The organism is Pseudomonas quasicaspiana, assembly GCF_021147825.1.
GTDB lineage: Bacteria > Pseudomonadota > Gammaproteobacteria > Pseudomonadales > Pseudomonadaceae > Aquipseudomonas > Aquipseudomonas quasicaspiana.
In genome coordinates, this window is the sequence record NZ_JAGTPI010000011.1 from 25,103 (window position 1) to 40,405 (window position 15,303).

Below are 15,303 nucleotides of genomic sequence, written 5' to 3' on the forward strand. Positions count from 1 at the left end.
CATGAAGTGAATCACGCACACCTCGCTTTAAAAAGCGCCATACACGACGAATCCACGGCGCTTTTGCCCTGCCTCTGTTAGTCAGCGCTGTGCAGTTTCACAGACGTTTCTGCAGGCGCGAAATTCCGCGCCGCGCATCCCAGCGTCACTTTGAGCGCAAAGCAACTGCCCTCTCCCGGCGCTGAACTGTGGCTGAGCCGCCCGCCATGCAACTCAATCAACTGTCGACAAATAGCCAGGCCAATGCCCAACCCGCCGTATTGACGGGTCAACGAGCCGTCCACCTGAAAGAAGTGCTGATAGAGCGTCGACTCATCCAGCCGGGTAAAGCCTATGCCGCTATCGATGACCTCAATTAACAACTGCACTTGCTCTTCGCCTTGTGCCTGCTGCTGAACGCGGATTCTGACCGAGCCGAACTGGGTGAACTTGATCGCGTTGTCCAGAAGACATTCCAGACACTGGCGCAATTTATAGACATCCCCGATCAGACCGGCCCGCAACGGCTCCACCCACTCGACGATCAATTTAATCCCTTTGTCCTGCGCAGCGTTGGTGAACTGCCCCTTGAGCCCATAAACAAGGCACCTTAAATCAAAGGATTCAGGCACGACATGAAGCCTTCCTGCCTGCAGCTCTGTCAGGGTCAAAATGCCATTCACCATGCCCATCATGTCCTGTGCAGAACTGGCAGCGGTCTGGTGATACGAAGAGAGTTCGGGATTCAGCTCTACGGTCTGCATCAGTTCCAGTGAACCAATCACGCCATTCATCGGGGTGCGCAGTTCGTGAGTCAGCGAGGCGAGGAACTCATCCTTGAGCCGATTGCTTGCTGCCAGTTGCTGGTTGGCACGCTCAAGGTTTTCCCGGGCCTCGCGCATGATTTGCGCATGTTCCTCACGGCTCTGATTGATCCGCACAGCCAATGCCATGGAAACCAGCGCAGCTTCCATCGCCGAGCCGATCTGATTGGCGTACATGGTGAAGAAGTTGTGTGGCAGATACCCCGCCAACATGCCGACGTGAATAACGCTGCCCAGCAGAAACGCAGTCCAGGCGAGGACAAAGTAACGAGCTTCACGTACCCCATGACACATTGCAGTGATGCCAGCGACAAAAATCATCGAGGTAAAGATCAGCATCAACCCGCCGTACAGGCGAAACGCGAGGCTGATGTTGGGTGACAGGCTCAATAGCATCACCACGCCTGCGGCGGCCATGACCAGCACCAGCGAATGATCGAGCCAGGGGCCGATTTTCCTGGTCTGCAGGAAAGAACGGGCGAACTGACAAGCAAAAAGAACCGACATCATCAGCAGGAACAAAGGCGCAACATTGGCCAGCCAGGGACTTTCCGGCCAAAGAAATTCGACACCGATGCCGTTGAGCGCCAGTTGATAAAGCCCGAGGGGGGCAATGTAAAGCACGTAATACAGATAACTGACGTCACGCACACCCAGATAGATGCACAGGTTGTAGATCAGCATCACCAGAAGCACGCCGTACAGCACACCCAACACATACATGCGCGGTGGTTGATCTTCCAGATAGGCACTGCTGTCCCAAATACTCAGCGGGACCTGAATCGAACCAGCGCTTTTTACACGCAAGTAAATGGTTTTGTTTTGCCCGGGCTCCAGACTGACTTCAAACAGGTAATTAGCCTGTTTGATCTGTCGGCTGGAGAACGGCAGCATGTCCCCGGTCTGCCAGGCAAGGTGCTGGGTGCCTATGGCATCGGGCAAGTAAAAGTCCACGTAATCCATGGGCGGATAGGCGAGCTCTACCATCCAGTCGCGGTGCGCGGTTACGTCCTTGGGCATATAGCGCAAGTCCACCCTGAGCCAGAAGGCAGAGTTGGAAAAGCCGGCGTTGAGGGTGTCACTGTCGAGGGCTCGAAAACTCGATGCCATTGCCGCCGAGCTGACATCACTGATCGTCGCTTCGCTGCTGACATCTTCAAACACCTGAACTGCACGGCCCAACGCCAGGCTGCGAGTGCTCTCGTCGAATTCGACGGCACTGGCTAGCTGCGACAACAAGGCGACCAGCATGATCAACAAATAGCGCATAAAGCCCCGGATAGATTCGTCAGTTGACGCCGCTGGCCCCCTTCCATTGGAGCGACGCTTTCTGCGATTCCTGATTTTTTAGAGTAGCTCCAGACAGACTGAAACAACGAACTCAATGCGGGCCTGTTTGTGCAGACCTGCTCACCTCAAACAGCGGTACCGGGTTAATGCCATCACTATTTCATGCCAACGCGTTAAAGCATAGCTGCCTAATGGTCTTATGCATTAATTTATGAAAACTCCTTAAAGGCTCTATCTCGGCACTTACAGACAGATCGACCTTTTTTCAGAATAAATTCATGCGCTGAGCGTCGCGTCAGAATCTCTATCGGCTGTATGAAAATTCCGAGTCCACTGAGCGGTGCCCAAAAAAGTTTAGTGGTAAGCTCGCGCACCATGAATATCTATAGCTCCCGCCCTGTTGTCCTCTGCCTCTCCGGCCACGATCCAAGTGGTGGTGCCGGTCTGCAAGCAGATATCGAAGCATTGCTCGCCCAGGGTTGCCACGCAGCTCCGGCAATCACCGCCTTGACCGTTCAAGACACCGTGAATGTCACCGATTTCAGGGTGCTGGACCGCGAATGGGTGTTGGCGCAAGCCAATGCCGTACTCAACGACTCGACTGTCGCCGCAGTGAAGCTGGGTATGCTCGGTTCGCTGGAAATGGTCGATACCGTCGTAGAGCTGCTTGAAGCGCATCCGCACCTGCCGATGGTCTGCGACCCGGTGCTACGCGCAGGCGGCGGTGGACGGTTGGGTAAGGATGAAGTCGGCTATGCCATGCGTGAGCGCTTGCTGCCGCTGGCAACCATTGCGACGCCCAATCTGCCGGAGGCCCGAATTCTGGCCGAGCTGCCGGAAGGCACAGCCGACGAGTGCGCCGAGAAGCTGCTGCCATTTTGCGAGCATCTGTTGATCACCGGCGGCCATGGTGATGAAGTGGAAGTCCATAACCGCTTGTATATCCGTGGTGGTGAAACACGCACCTTCATCTGCCAGCGCCTGCCTGGCAGCTACCACGGCTCCGGCTGCACACTGGCAAGCGCCCTGGCGGGCCGACTGGCGCAAGGTGAAAACCTGATCAGCGCCGTGCAGACCGCGCTTGACTACACTTGGCGCACGTTGCGCGATGCTGAACAGCTGGGTAAAGGACAATTTGTTCCCCGTCGCCTGCCCCTGGACTTCTGTTCGTAACGCCACGTGATGAGGCTTTTTCTATGAAACTACGTGGCTTGTATGCCGTTACCGACAGTCGCCTGCTGGCTGGCAAATTCCTGTCTTACGTCGAAGCCGCCCTTGATGGCGGCGTTACACTGCTGCAGTACCGTGACAAGTCCGGCGATGAATCCAAACGCCTGCGTGAAGCCACCGCTCTGCTGAGGCTTTGCGAGCAGTACAAAACCCGTTTGATTATCAACGATGACGCCGAGGTTGCGGCTCGTCTGGGTGTTGGCGTGCACATGGGTCAAACCGACGGATCACTGACCGACGCCCGCGCACTGCTGGGCCACAAGGCGATTGTCGGCGCGACCTGCCACGGCAGTCTCGCAATGGCTGAGAAAGCCAAGGCGGACGGTGCGACTTATCTCGCTTTCGGACGTTTCTTCAACTCGACGACCAAACCCGACGCCCCCGCCATCGAGCTGGACGTTCTGGCTCAGGCCCGGGCCCGCTTCAATATGCCGATTGCCGTCATCGGTGGCATCACCCTGGAAAATGCTCCGCAACTGGTGGAGCACGGTGCCGACCTGCTGGCCGTGGTACACGGCCTGTTCGGTGCCGAAAATACTCAGGAAGTTACCCGCCGCGCCCGCGCCTTCAACGCCTTGCTTTCCAGCCGCTAATCGCGCCCGGCCCTTATTTCGATTACGTAAGAGATTTAATTATGTCCCGCTCTGAAACCTTGTTCGCCAATGCTCAAAAACACATTCCCGGTGGCGTTAACTCGCCCGTACGGGCCTTCAAAAGCGTCGGCGGCACGCCGCTGTTCTTCAAACACGCGGTCGGTGCGTATGTCACCGACGAAGACGACAAGCGTTATGTCGACTACGTGGGTTCGTGGGGGCCGATGATCCTCGGCCATAGCCACCCGGAAGTGCTGGATGCCGTACGCAGTCAGTTGGAACACGGTTTGTCCTATGGCGCGCCCACCGCCATGGAAACCGAAATGGCCGATCTGGTCTGCTCCATCGTGCCGTCGATGGAGATGGTCCGCATGGTCAGCTCGGGCACCGAAGCGACCATGAGCGCCATTCGTCTGGCCCGCGGTTATACCGGCCGCGACAGCATCATCAAATTTGAAGGCTGCTACCACGGCCACTCCGACAGTCTGCTGGTCAAAGCGGGCTCCGGCGCACTGACTCTGGGCGTGCCAAGCTCGCCGGGCGTACCTGCAGCGTTCGCCAAACACACGCTGACCGTACCGTTCAATGATCTGGACGCCGTCAAAGAGCTATTGGCCGAAGTGGATCAGGAAGTCGCGTGCATCATCGTTGAGCCGGTTGCGGGCAACATGAATTGCGTACCGCCAGCACCGGGTTACCTGCAAGGCCTGCGCGCATTGTGCGACGAACACGGCGTGGTGCTGATTTTTGACGAAGTCATGACCGGTTTCCGCGTGGCCCTTGGCGGCGCACAGGCTTATTACGGCGTAACACCAGACCTGAGCACCTTCGGCAAGATCATCGGCGGCGGCATGCCCGTCGGCTGCTTCGGCGGCAAGCGCGAAATCATGTCGCACATCGCGCCACTCGGCCCGGTTTATCAGGCAGGGACGCTGTCCGGCAACCCATTGGCAATGGCGGCTGGCCTGACCACCTTGCGCCTGATCAGCCGTCCGGGCTTCCACGACGAACTCAGCGACTTCACCCGTCGCCTGCTCGAAGGCCTGCAACAACGCGCCGACGCTGCCGGCATTCCGTTCGTGACCACCCAGGCGGGCGGCATGTTTGGTCTGTACTTCAGCGAAGCCAAGGAAATCGTCACCTTCAATGACGTGATGACCAGCGACGCCGATCGCTTCAAGCGCTTCTTCCACTTGATGCTCGAAGGCGGCGTGTACCTGGCGCCAAGCGCATTTGAAGCAGGCTTCACCTCCATTGCCCATGGCGAAGAAGAGTTGAAGTTGACGCTGGATGCGGCCGAGAAGGCGTTTGCGGCGCTGAAATAAGGGCGGCATGAACCCTGGTAGGAGCTAACTTGTTAGCGAGACGGTATCCTGATACACCGTCTCGCCAACAAGTTAGCTCCTACCGGGCATACCGCACCCCGCAAAACCGGGCTTTTCAGCCCCGCGCAGCAGAAAAACAGTAAAGACTTTGTAAGGTTGGCCTCGCTTATTTCATAATGCGCAGCCAGCACGTTTAGCTGGACGGGCACGCCCGCACCTTTTTCAGAGGTAAGTCGATTCCCATGAACCGCACCGGCCGCACCCTTGCATTGGGCTGCCTGTTGCTTATTCATCCCCTGCTGGCGAATGCAGGCGGCAACTCGTTGTTAATCCCAGCGGTGGGTCGTTGCACCCTCAATACCCAGCCAGACAACCTGCCTGCGGCGCTTTCGGCGTGTCAGCAAGCGGCTCAGTCCGGGGATGCACAAGCACAATACGAGTTGGGCGAGTTTTACTACGACGGTAAACACGCGCCACAAGACTTGCCCAAGGCACTTGGTTATTTCGAGCAGGCTTCGCTGCAGGGTCACGCGCAGTCGCAGTATCAGCTCGGCTTGATGTTCTCCAAGGGGGAAGGCGTGCAGGCCAACAATGTTCAGGCGTATATCGTACTGAAGATGGCCTCGGTCAACGGCTCCGAAGACGCACTGGACGCTGCCGACGAAGTCGCCGAGCACATGCAGCGCGACGAACTTGAAGTAGCCACTCAAGTGCTGGGACAGATTTTCCGCAAGTACTTGCTGGAATTGCAGACCGCAGAAGGGCGTACGCCGTTTGCTCCACTGCCGTAGAAATCACCGCAGTTCTGACACAAACCGTTAGCCCGGCCTTCTACCTCGGAAAAACTTAAGACATTTCCTGTAGGGCATTTCCCAAACCGCTCTCCATGCATTGAGTGCCCGTCGCTCATCAGCCACTCTCCCGCCCCTCGCTCAGGGTCGGGCTTGAGATTACGCGCTCCGCCATCTGGATCCTGGCCTCTACTCGCCAGCCCATGGCAGGAGCCTGCATGACAAACCCTCACATAACACCGCGTGGCCACATGGCCAATCTGGTCGCCAGGGCTAAACCCGCCGAGGCACCCGATGCTGGCGGGTTTTGTCCGCTGATGAGTCAGACCCTGCAACTGTTACCCGTGCGTTATGGCCTGGTGGAAGAGCTAGATCCGTCCATCGAAATCGCCATGCCTTACAAACTGCAGGCATTGCCTTTGGGGTTTCGCCTGTTGCGGGACGGCTATCTGTACATCATCGACAGCGCCACAGGCCTGCTGCATGAGTACCAGTTAACCAATGGCTCAGTGACTGCGCTGCTGTTCAAGGGCGATCAAGTCAACAAGGATCGGCGCGCTGACGTGATCGAAGCTGAACCGGCGCTGGCGTTCTCTCGCAGCAGCGTTCTGCACGCCTCTTTTTCCGAGGTCCAGTGGACGGCCTTCAAATGCGCACAGGTGATGAAGGTTTCCACCGAGCGCGAGCACTTCATGCAGCGCGTCAGCTTTGAAAATATTCAGCGCGGCGATGCCCGGGACCTGTTCGACGACCGAAAAATGGCCGTGTGGCTGGCGGAAAGCAGCGGCAGTTGGGCGGACAGACCGGACGACACGTCAACGAAGATTCCCTATGCCTGGGAACACACTCCACTGTATCGACAGACCATTCTTGAAGAGTTCACCAGCCAGATCACCACAGCTCATAAGCGTGACTTCCTGTTTCTGGCGGTTAGGGATGACGTCGGTGTGATGCGTGATCTGGCGCAGTATCAGGATCAGGTGGTCGACCAGATCGGAGAGTGGGCGCTGAGCCAGCAGGGCGAGGTCGAGCGTGACTACCTGCTGGGTTGCTACATCGAATCGCTCACTCAGATTAACGAGGAGGATCTGAACGAACGCGCTAAAAAGGAGCGGACGCTCAAAACCTTGCTTGATGACCTGGAAACCCTGCCCGAGCCTGAGCAAACTCTGACCCGTAATACGTTGCGAGAGGTGATGAGCCAGGATAATCGTCGGGAAGCCGGGGCCTATTTCAATGATCCCGACACACCAGCAGACCTGCAGGAACGCCTCGAAAAAGCCAAACCGGACCGGCTGAGCATGGACGACGGCATTGAGGCCCGAGCCAGTACCATTCAGCAATATCAGCTTGAACAACGCTTCGTCGGCACCAGCCCGGACTTCATCGCTCGGCATCGCAGAACCCTCTGGAAGCTGTATCGCCAGATGGACAAACCCACTAAAGAGGCACTCTACGGTGCCAAATTCGGCCAGCGCGGCATCAATGACTTGATCGACCGCCCGCGCATGGATGCCTTTCTCAAGCAGCAACGGGCAATCCTGCAGCCACTCAACGAGCTACTGGAAAAGATCACCCAGGATCGAATCGATCTGCTGCTCAAAAACCGCCTGCATCGAGCGATCTGGTATTACGACATCGAAGACAGCGAGCAGGTTGATCACGCCCTGCTCACCGAATACGCCTGCCTGAAAGACATCTGCCGCAGCGACAAAGCCGTTGATTCGGTCCTGGATTGGCTGAACAACAATCCGGCCATGTCCCGCCCGATGTTTTACGCCGCGCCGTTGAGTGCGCAAACCGAGCTGGGCGTGCAGTTTGCAGTATTCACAAATGCGAGCTGGTTGTTTTTCAAGGACGCACCGCAATGGCTGGAACGCCTCAAGCAATGGGGTGCAGGCCTTGTGCTCGACACCAGGCGGCTATCGCCCGCCTCTCAAGTCAACCTCACCGCTGCCTGGGGCACGCTGGCTCCAGCTTTACAGATGGGTATTCAGCAGGCGGTGCAGGCCTTCTTGCAGCAGATGGAAAAAGGCCAGCTGCCGGATATGGACGCGCTGTTTCGCAGCCTGCCCAAAGCGGCGGGCGTAGCGATTCTTGATGCGGCACGCCGGGAGAACGTGACCTTTCAGGTGGCCAGCGCCGAAGACCTGCAAAACCTTGGCAAGACCGTCAAAGCCGTGCAGCAGCATCGTGATCGCCTGCGCACCTTGACCAGCATGTCCCGCGAGCGCAGGGCCGCAGACCGTTCCTGGCACCTGAGTCCCGATGCCAACTGGTTTAAAGAGCAACGCCAAACCACCCGACAGTCCTTGGCTGAACTGGAACAACAACTCGCCAAGGCCATGAGCCCGGTAGCTGAGCTGCCGACCGACTCAACTCACCTGCAATCCTCGTCACCCGGCAAGCCGGGGTTAGCGTTGGTGTTTCCGGCGCAGCAGCATCGGGAGGTTCAGTCGGTGCTGGAGAGTTATCGAAAGGGTGTGGTGGTGGCGCCGACGGCCGGGCTGCTCGGGGATGGGGCTGGGTTGTTGGTGTTTGTGGCGCAGGCGTTGAATTTGGTTGTGGTGAGTAGAGAGACCTTCTCTGGCCCGGAAAAACAAAGGCGGTTGACAGCGTTTGCCAACAGCCTATTTGCAACCGCTGCGGCTGGACTTGGTGCAGCGCAAGGCATTGCCGATACAGCACTCAGCGCCCACGCAGCAGAGCTGGCAAAAAACTTTAAGAAAGCTCAACTGCTGGGCGTTCATGTGCAGATGGGGAAATTGCATATTGGCCTTGGAATGGCTGGCTACTTCGCTGGAATGATCGCCGCCGCCATGAGCCTTTCGAGCGCCCATAAAAATTGGCAAGACTCAGTTCGAAGCGGTAACAGAGAGGCGCAGGTTGGGGCCACCATCAGCATGATGGGCAGTAGCGGCTTCTTGGCTAGCAACAGTTATGGCTTCGCTCAAACGATCCAAGCCTTCCGCCATGTTCTCGCTGCCGAAGCTGGAACCGCCGCGAGAACAGCCGCTTGGGCGGCTGCGGGTGTGCGCCTGTCCACGGTATTTTTACGTTTCAACCTTGCAGGAATTTTGTTCACGGCCCTAGAGCTGTCCGGCAGTTGGTACTACAACCGCAACAACCTCAGCCGGCACGATCGCTGGCTGCTTAGCACCCCATGGGGCCAAGGGCAGGACCCCGACCTGTGCCTTTCTTTGCCTCTTGCTCATTATCTAAAAGAACTGCGCGCGCATTACCAGGCTCCACGCATGCAAATCATACCGAGCAGCGACGACGCACCTCGCCGGTTCTTGCTGCATTTCCCGACACTGTTTGCTGCCGAGCTGACAAAACCCATTGTCAGTCATGCCAGTGCTGCCGTGCTCAACATTGGCGGCTATCAATTGATACGCAAAATCGAAGGCCGAATAGGCAGGCCAGAGCGCTGGAGCCCCTTGGGCACAGCCCTGGAGGATCGCCTGCACATCAAGGAGCTCAACCCCCTGATTGTGGAGTTGACGGATGTGCGCAGCCTTATCAATTCAGACCTACCCAGCCACACTGAAATCGTGCTCTCAATCCAGCTAGGACCCATCACTTCAAAGGGGCAATACGAAGCTCACGTGTATGAGGTGCGCTTTCCTGTGTTTGGCGAAAGCGGCGACTTCCCGTCGGTGGAGCTCAATCCACCGGTAGAACAATGCCAGTACTTCGCCATCCACCCCAACCTCATGCCTGAGGTGAAAAAATAAGATGCCAAAAGACATTACTGGCCCTCCGCCCATCAATCACACCCCTCGTGCTGGCATGGTGGAAGCATTCACGACCGGTCAGGTGACTTATCTTGCGCCATTACCATTACCCACCGATCTACCGGCGCAGGATTACGGCGGCGCAGTGGGAGAACTAAACGACAGACACCTCGACTTTGGAGTCGGCTTGCCCGCTGTTTTCGCTTGGCAAATGGGCCTTGGGACCCCTTTCTGGGTATTCTGGTTCTCTGGCCTTTTTGCTCCAGCACTCATTTGGTTCCTGACACTTACCTGGGGTGATGGATTTGATAGAGCAGCGGAAAATGCTCTGTATTACCTGCCCTTTGGCATGGAACTTGGCTGCTGGGCCGCCGCAGTCGCCCTCACCATCTACCTCGCAATCACCTTCCACCACCTCCTCAAATACAAAGAGGTCGTCCCCACCCGCTTCAACCGTCAACGCCGCGAAGTCTGCTTCGTCCCCCGTGGCCATACCGAGCCTATCTTCGTCCCGTGGGAATCGCTATCCGCCTGGGTCGTGCAGGCTCGGAGCGTGACGCAGTACGGCATGGACATCCGCTACGCCATGGGCGTCGGGTTTTATCATCCGCCCCACGATGAGCATTACAGCCTCGAGTTTTTCTGTGGTGGGTTCGATCTGGCGGTGTGCAACTGGGAGGCGATTCGCGCCTATATGGAGTACGAGGTCCATACCCTGAAGGAGATCCAGGACCCGCTTGAACTGCAAAACCCCGGCGATCCGCCCCATGAAGGGCTGCATACGTTTTACAACGCACGGGAGCGGATGCGGCGTCGGCGCAAAAATCGCGAGGTTGGGTTCTTCTATCCGTTCTGGTGGTACACGTACCACGTGCTGACCCTGTGGACCTTGCCCAACCACCTCACCGAATGGGAAATCCGCCGGATCAAAAGCATCGGCCGCGCAGTCATTCCGGAGGCGATGAAAAGCTGGTCCGAGCCGCTGCCAGAGGCGCAATGGGCCAAGCCCAGTGAAGAACTGCAGCGTCTGAGCCAAGCGGTAAAAGATCTTCGAGAGCAAAAGCCCAATCAGAATCTTGTGGCGCGCTTTACAGAGGCACAGTCCAGCGCAGGCAAGTGAAGCGCTAGGGGACGAAAGCTTACTTGTCCGGCATCGGTACAGGAAATGGCATCACGTTGCTGGTGCCGCGGGCTTCGCTGATCTTCGGTGTGCCGATTCGCTCGACTTCGTCGATGCGCACAATTGAATGCATGGGCACAAAGCTGCGCACTACGCCTTCGAACTGCGCCTTGAGCTTCTCTTCGCTTGGGTCTACCACAACGGTCGTGCGCTCGCCAAAGACGAATTCCTCTACTTCAAGGAAACCCCACAGATCGCTCTGATAGATCTGCTTGGCGTACATTTCGAACACCTGGCCCTGGTTGAGGAAAATCACTTTGTAGATTGGAGCTTCGCGTTTGGTCATAAAGGGCGGGTAAGAATCGGGGACATAAAAAGAGGGCGCGAACTATAGCATGCCCGTTCGGTAGAGGACGCTAGGAAGCGGAGACCGACGCCACTATAATGCGCGGTTCTTTGAACCACCTGATGACGGACGCATGGCCAAGAAGCTTTATATCGAAACCCACGGTTGCCAGATGAACGAGTACGACAGCTCGCGCATGGTCGATCTGCTGGGCGAGCATCAGGCCCTGGAAGTCACCGCTCGCGCGGAAGATGCCGACGTCATCCTGCTCAACACCTGCTCCATCCGCGAACGCGCCCAGGACCGGGTTTATTCCCAACTGGGCCGCTGGCGTGAGCTGAAACTGGCCAACCCGGAGATGGTGATCGCTGTCGGCGGTTGCGTTGCCAGCCAGGAAGGCGCAGCAATCCGTGATCGCGCGCCCTACGTGGATGTAGTTTTTGGCCCGCAAACCCTGCACCGCCTGCCGGAAATGATTGATGCGGCACGCTTCACGCGGTTGCCGCAGGTTGATGTCTCGTTCCCGGAAATCGAAAAGTTTGATCACTTGCCCGAGCCCCGTGTAGATGGCCCGAGCGCATACGTGTCGGTCATGGAAGGCTGCAGCAAGTACTGCACTTTCTGCGTGGTGCCTTACACCCGTGGTGAAGAGGTCAGCCGTCCATTCGATGACGTCGTGGCCGAGGTGATTCATTTGGCTGAAAACGGCGTGCGGGAAGTGACGCTACTGGGTCAGAACGTCAACGGTTATCGCGGTACGACCCATGACGGCCGCGCCGCCGACCTGGCCGATCTGATCCGGGTTGTCGCTGCCGTCGATGGCATCGACCGTATTCGTTACACCACCTCGCACCCGCTGGAATTCTCCGACAGCCTGATCCTGGCTCATGCCGAAGTGCCGGAGCTGGTCAAACACCTGCATTTGCCGGTTCAGTCGGGCTCGGACCGTATTCTGGCAGCGATGAAGCGCAACCACACCACGCTTGAATACAAATCCAGAATCCGCAAGCTCAAGGCTGCCGTACCAGGGATCAGCATCAGTTCGGACTTCATCGTCGGCTTCCCGGGCGAAACTGATAAAGACCATGAGAACACCATGAAGCTCATCGCTGATGTCGGCTTCGACTTCTCGTTTTCCTTCATCTACAGCCCGCGCCCCGGCACTCCGGCAGCAGATCTGGCAGATGAGACTCCCGAAGCGCTGAAAAAAGAACGCCTGGCCGCCCTTCAGCACCGACTGAACCAGCAGGGTTTCGAGATCAGCCGACAAATGGTCGGTAGCACCCAGCGCATACTCGTAACCGACTACTCGAAAAAAGACCCAGGCGAACTGCAGGGCCGTACCGAGAACAACCGGATCGTGAACTTCCGCTGCGACAATCCCAAGCTGATCGGCCAGTTTGCAGACGTGCACATCGACGACGCCCAGCCGCACTCGCTACGCGGGTCGTTGCTGAACTAACGCGCCGGGCACGCAGGGCCGGTAGGAGCCAACTTGTTGGCGAGACATTGGTCCTGCGTAGCAGCAGATGACGACTCGCGAACAAGTTCGCTCCTACCGGGATTTCATTGCTGCACCGATTTACCCACAACCTTTATCAAGTCAGAGCTTTCGCACACAGGTCACAGGGTTTATCCTTCGTTTCACATTAATTGCCCCAGGGCGGCTAAAAACGACCTTGAACGTACAAGTCGAACCACATCGTTTCATCCTCGAACCTTTCGAGGCTCATCGCTTCGCAAATCTCTGCGGGCAACTCGACGAGAATCTGCGTCTCATCGAACAGCGCCTGAACATTGAGATCCGTAACCGCGGAAATCAGTTCGAGTTGATTGGCGAGCCCAAGCAAACCACCTCAGCCGAAAACCTGTTGCGCCGACTTTATCGGGAAGCCAAAAGCTCCGAACTGTCGCCCGACATGGTCCACCTGTTCCTGCAGGAATCCGGCGTAGAAGAGCTGGACAACCATCCAGCGGCTGACCCAGGCGTCGCCCTGCGCACCAAAAAAGGCATGATTCGCCCGCGTGGCCTGAATCAGCAGCGCTACGTTAAAGAAATTCTTGGCAACGACATCAACTTCGGCATCGGCCCGGCCGGTACCGGCAAGACGTACCTTGCCGTGGCCTGTGCCGTGGACGCGCTTGAGCGTGAACAGATCCGACGCATTCTGTTGGTGCGACCGGCCGTTGAAGCGGGTGAAAAGCTCGGTTTCCTGCCCGGTGATCTGGCACAGAAAATCGACCCTTACCTGCGCCCGTTGTATGACGCGCTGTACGAGATGCTGGGCTTCGAATACGTCGCCAAGCTGATCGAAAAGCAGGTTATCGAAGTCGCACCGCTGGCGTACATGCGCGGTCGTACGCTCAATAACAGCTTCATTATTCTCGACGAAAGCCAGAACACCACGGTCGAGCAGATGAAGATGTTCCTGACCCGTATCGGTTTCGGCTCCACCGCAGTGATCACGGGTGACATTACTCAGGTCGACCTGCCAAAAGGCACCAAGTCGGGCCTGACCCATGTCATCGAGGTGCTCAAGGACGTGCAGGGAATCAGTTTCACGCACTTCAAGCCCAAGGATGTGGTGCGTCACCCGCTGGTGCAGCGCATCGTCGAGGCCTATGAGCGCTTCGAAGACCGCAACAGCGATGCGCCCCCAGCTACGAACAATTCCTCTCGGGAATACCGCCGCGATGCTTGAGCTGGACCTGCAAGTGGCAAGTGAAGCAAGCGTCCCCAGCGAAGCCCAGTTCCGCCTTTGGTGCGAAATGGGCTTGCGCCAACGCAGCGCCGATTCAGAGCTGACCATCCGGCTGGTGGATGAAACCGAAGGCCGTGAGCTTAATCACACGTGGCGACACAAAGATTACGCGACTAATGTCTTGTCGTTCCCGGCTGACGTGCCCGATGACATGCTGGATATTCCGCTGCTCGGCGATCTGGTCATCTGTGCCCCGGTCATTGCCCGCGAAGCGACGGAACAAGGCAAAGCGTCAGACGCGCACTGGGCGCACATGGTGATTCACGGTTGTCTGCATCTGTTGGGTTACGACCACATCGACGATGAAGAAGCCGAGGAAATGGAAGCACTGGAACGAACGTTGCTTGAGGAGTTGGGCTATCCCGATCCTTATGCCGATGACGAACACGACGAACCTCCACATTCAGCAATACCAAGCAAGGACAACGAGTAAGGGCTATGAGCGAAGATCGATCGAGCAACGGGCAAAAGTCATGGCTGGGTAAGCTCACCCAGGCTTTTGCCCATGAGCCGAAAAACCGCCAGGAGCTGCTTGAGCTGCTGCGCGAAGCCCATCAGAACAAACTGTTGGACAGCGAAGCGCTGGCCATCGTCGAAGGCGCCATTCAGGTCGCTGACCTGCAAGTCCGGGACATCATGGTCCCGCGCTCGCAGATGATCAGCATCAAGGCCAGCCAGACGCCGCGGGAGTTCCTCCCCGCCGTCATCGATGCCGCACACTCGCGTTATCCAGTGATCGGCGAAAGCCACGATGATGTACTCGGTGTGCTGCTCGCCAAAGACCTGCTTCCGTTGATCCTCAAGGAAGACGGCGGCGAAGGCGATATCAAGAATTTGCTGCGCCCTGCTACCTTCGTCCCGGAATCCAAGCGCCTGAACGTGCTGCTGCGTGAATTCCGTGCCAACCACAATCACATGGCCATCGTTATCGACGAATACGGCGGTGTGGCAGGACTGGTGACCATTGAAGACGTGCTGGAACAGATCGTTGGCGATATCGAAGACGAGCACGATGTCGAGGAAGACAGCTACATCAAACCGCTGCCCAGCGGCGACTTCCTGGTCAAGGCGCTCACGCCCATCGAAAGCTTCAACGAGTTTTTCGACAGCGAGTTCTCAGATGATGAATTCGACACGGTCGGTGGCCTGGTGATGAGTGCTTTCGGGCATCTCCCCAAGCGTAATGAAATCACCGTTATCGGCGCGTACCGCTTCCGGATTCTCAACGCTGACAGCCGTCGTATCCACTTGCTGCGCCTGAGCCCTGTCACACGCTCGTAACGCTCTCTCCGCTTTAAGGAATGTA

12 protein-coding genes are annotated in these 15,303 nt (G+C 57.4%); 10 read left to right on the forward strand and 2 right to left on the reverse strand.

Annotation, left to right across the window (positions count from 1 at the left end):
• Positions 1–77: 77 nt before the first annotated feature.
• Positions 78–2,072: a sensor histidine kinase gene (locus tag KDX30_RS09670; protein WP_231675624.1), complete on the reverse strand. Its 1,995-nt coding sequence runs from the start codon at positions 2,070–2,072 to the stop codon at positions 78–80.
• 396 nt (positions 2,073–2,468) lie between these two features.
• Here KDX30_RS09670 and KDX30_RS09675 point away from each other — a divergent pair, with 396 nt between their 5' ends.
• The 6 genes from KDX30_RS09675 to KDX30_RS09700 all read left to right on the forward strand — a co-directional run bounded on the left by KDX30_RS09675 (position 2,469) and on the right by KDX30_RS09700 (position 10,889).
• The gene (locus tag KDX30_RS09675; protein WP_122396824.1) at positions 2,469–3,266 is read left to right on the forward strand and encodes a hydroxymethylpyrimidine/phosphomethylpyrimidine kinase; all 798 of its coding nucleotides are present in this window, start codon (positions 2,469–2,471) and stop codon (positions 3,264–3,266) included.
• A gap of 23 nt (positions 3,267–3,289) precedes the next feature.
• Positions 3,290–3,916 (forward strand): thiamine phosphate synthase, encoded by a 627-nt coding sequence (gene thiE / locus KDX30_RS09680; RefSeq protein ID WP_099269441.1) that lies wholly within the window; start codon positions 3,290–3,292, stop codon positions 3,914–3,916.
• 41 nt (positions 3,917–3,957) lie between these two features.
• Positions 3,958–5,241 carry a glutamate-1-semialdehyde 2,1-aminomutase gene (gene hemL / locus KDX30_RS09685; RefSeq protein WP_231675625.1) on the forward strand — a complete coding sequence of 428 codons (1,284 nt, stop codon included), beginning with the start codon at positions 3,958–3,960 and terminating at the stop codon, positions 5,239–5,241.
• Between the two features lie 242 nt (positions 5,242–5,483).
• Positions 5,484–6,032: a tetratricopeptide repeat protein gene (locus tag KDX30_RS09690; protein WP_027899834.1), complete on the forward strand. Its 549-nt coding sequence runs from the start codon at positions 5,484–5,486 to the stop codon at positions 6,030–6,032.
• A 218-nt stretch (positions 6,033–6,250) separates the two neighbouring features.
• Positions 6,251–9,769 (forward strand): toxin VasX, encoded by a 3,519-nt coding sequence (locus tag KDX30_RS09695; protein WP_231675626.1) that lies wholly within the window; start codon positions 6,251–6,253, stop codon positions 9,767–9,769.
• 1 nt (position 9,770) lies between these two features.
• Positions 9,771–10,889 (forward strand): hypothetical protein, encoded by a 1,119-nt coding sequence (locus tag KDX30_RS09700; RefSeq protein WP_231675627.1) that lies wholly within the window; start codon positions 9,771–9,773, stop codon positions 10,887–10,889.
• Between the two features lie 19 nt (positions 10,890–10,908).
• On the opposite strand, the gene KDX30_RS09705 is transcribed toward KDX30_RS09700, so the two are convergent.
• Positions 10,909–11,235: a DUF1820 family protein gene (locus KDX30_RS09705; protein WP_027902336.1), complete on the reverse strand. Its 327-nt coding sequence runs from the start codon at positions 11,233–11,235 to the stop codon at positions 10,909–10,911.
• Positions 11,236–11,368: 133 nt separating this feature from the next.
• On the opposite strand from KDX30_RS09705, the gene miaB reads away from it, so the two are divergent.
• The 4 genes from miaB to KDX30_RS09725 all read left to right on the forward strand — a co-directional run bounded on the left by miaB (position 11,369) and on the right by KDX30_RS09725 (position 15,278).
• Entirely contained in the window at positions 11,369–12,697 is a 1,329-nt protein-coding gene (miaB, locus tag KDX30_RS09710; RefSeq protein ID WP_099268228.1) for a tRNA (N6-isopentenyl adenosine(37)-C2)-methylthiotransferase MiaB, read from the forward strand.
• A 217-nt stretch (positions 12,698–12,914) separates the two neighbouring features.
• A complete protein-coding gene (locus KDX30_RS09715; protein ID WP_122397727.1) occupies positions 12,915–13,937 on the forward strand; it encodes a PhoH family protein in 1,023 nt (340 codons plus the stop codon).
• The gene (ybeY, locus tag KDX30_RS09720; protein WP_095100423.1) at positions 13,930–14,430 is read left to right on the forward strand and encodes an rRNA maturation RNase YbeY; all 501 of its coding nucleotides are present in this window, start codon (positions 13,930–13,932) and stop codon (positions 14,428–14,430) included. Before KDX30_RS09715 ends, ybeY begins: the two co-directional genes overlap by 8 nt.
• Positions 14,431–14,435: 5 nt before the next feature.
• Entirely contained in the window at positions 14,436–15,278 is an 843-nt protein-coding gene (locus KDX30_RS09725) for an HlyC/CorC family transporter (RefSeq protein ID WP_027902332.1), read from the forward strand.
• The last annotated feature ends 25 nt before the right edge of the window (positions 15,279–15,303 follow it).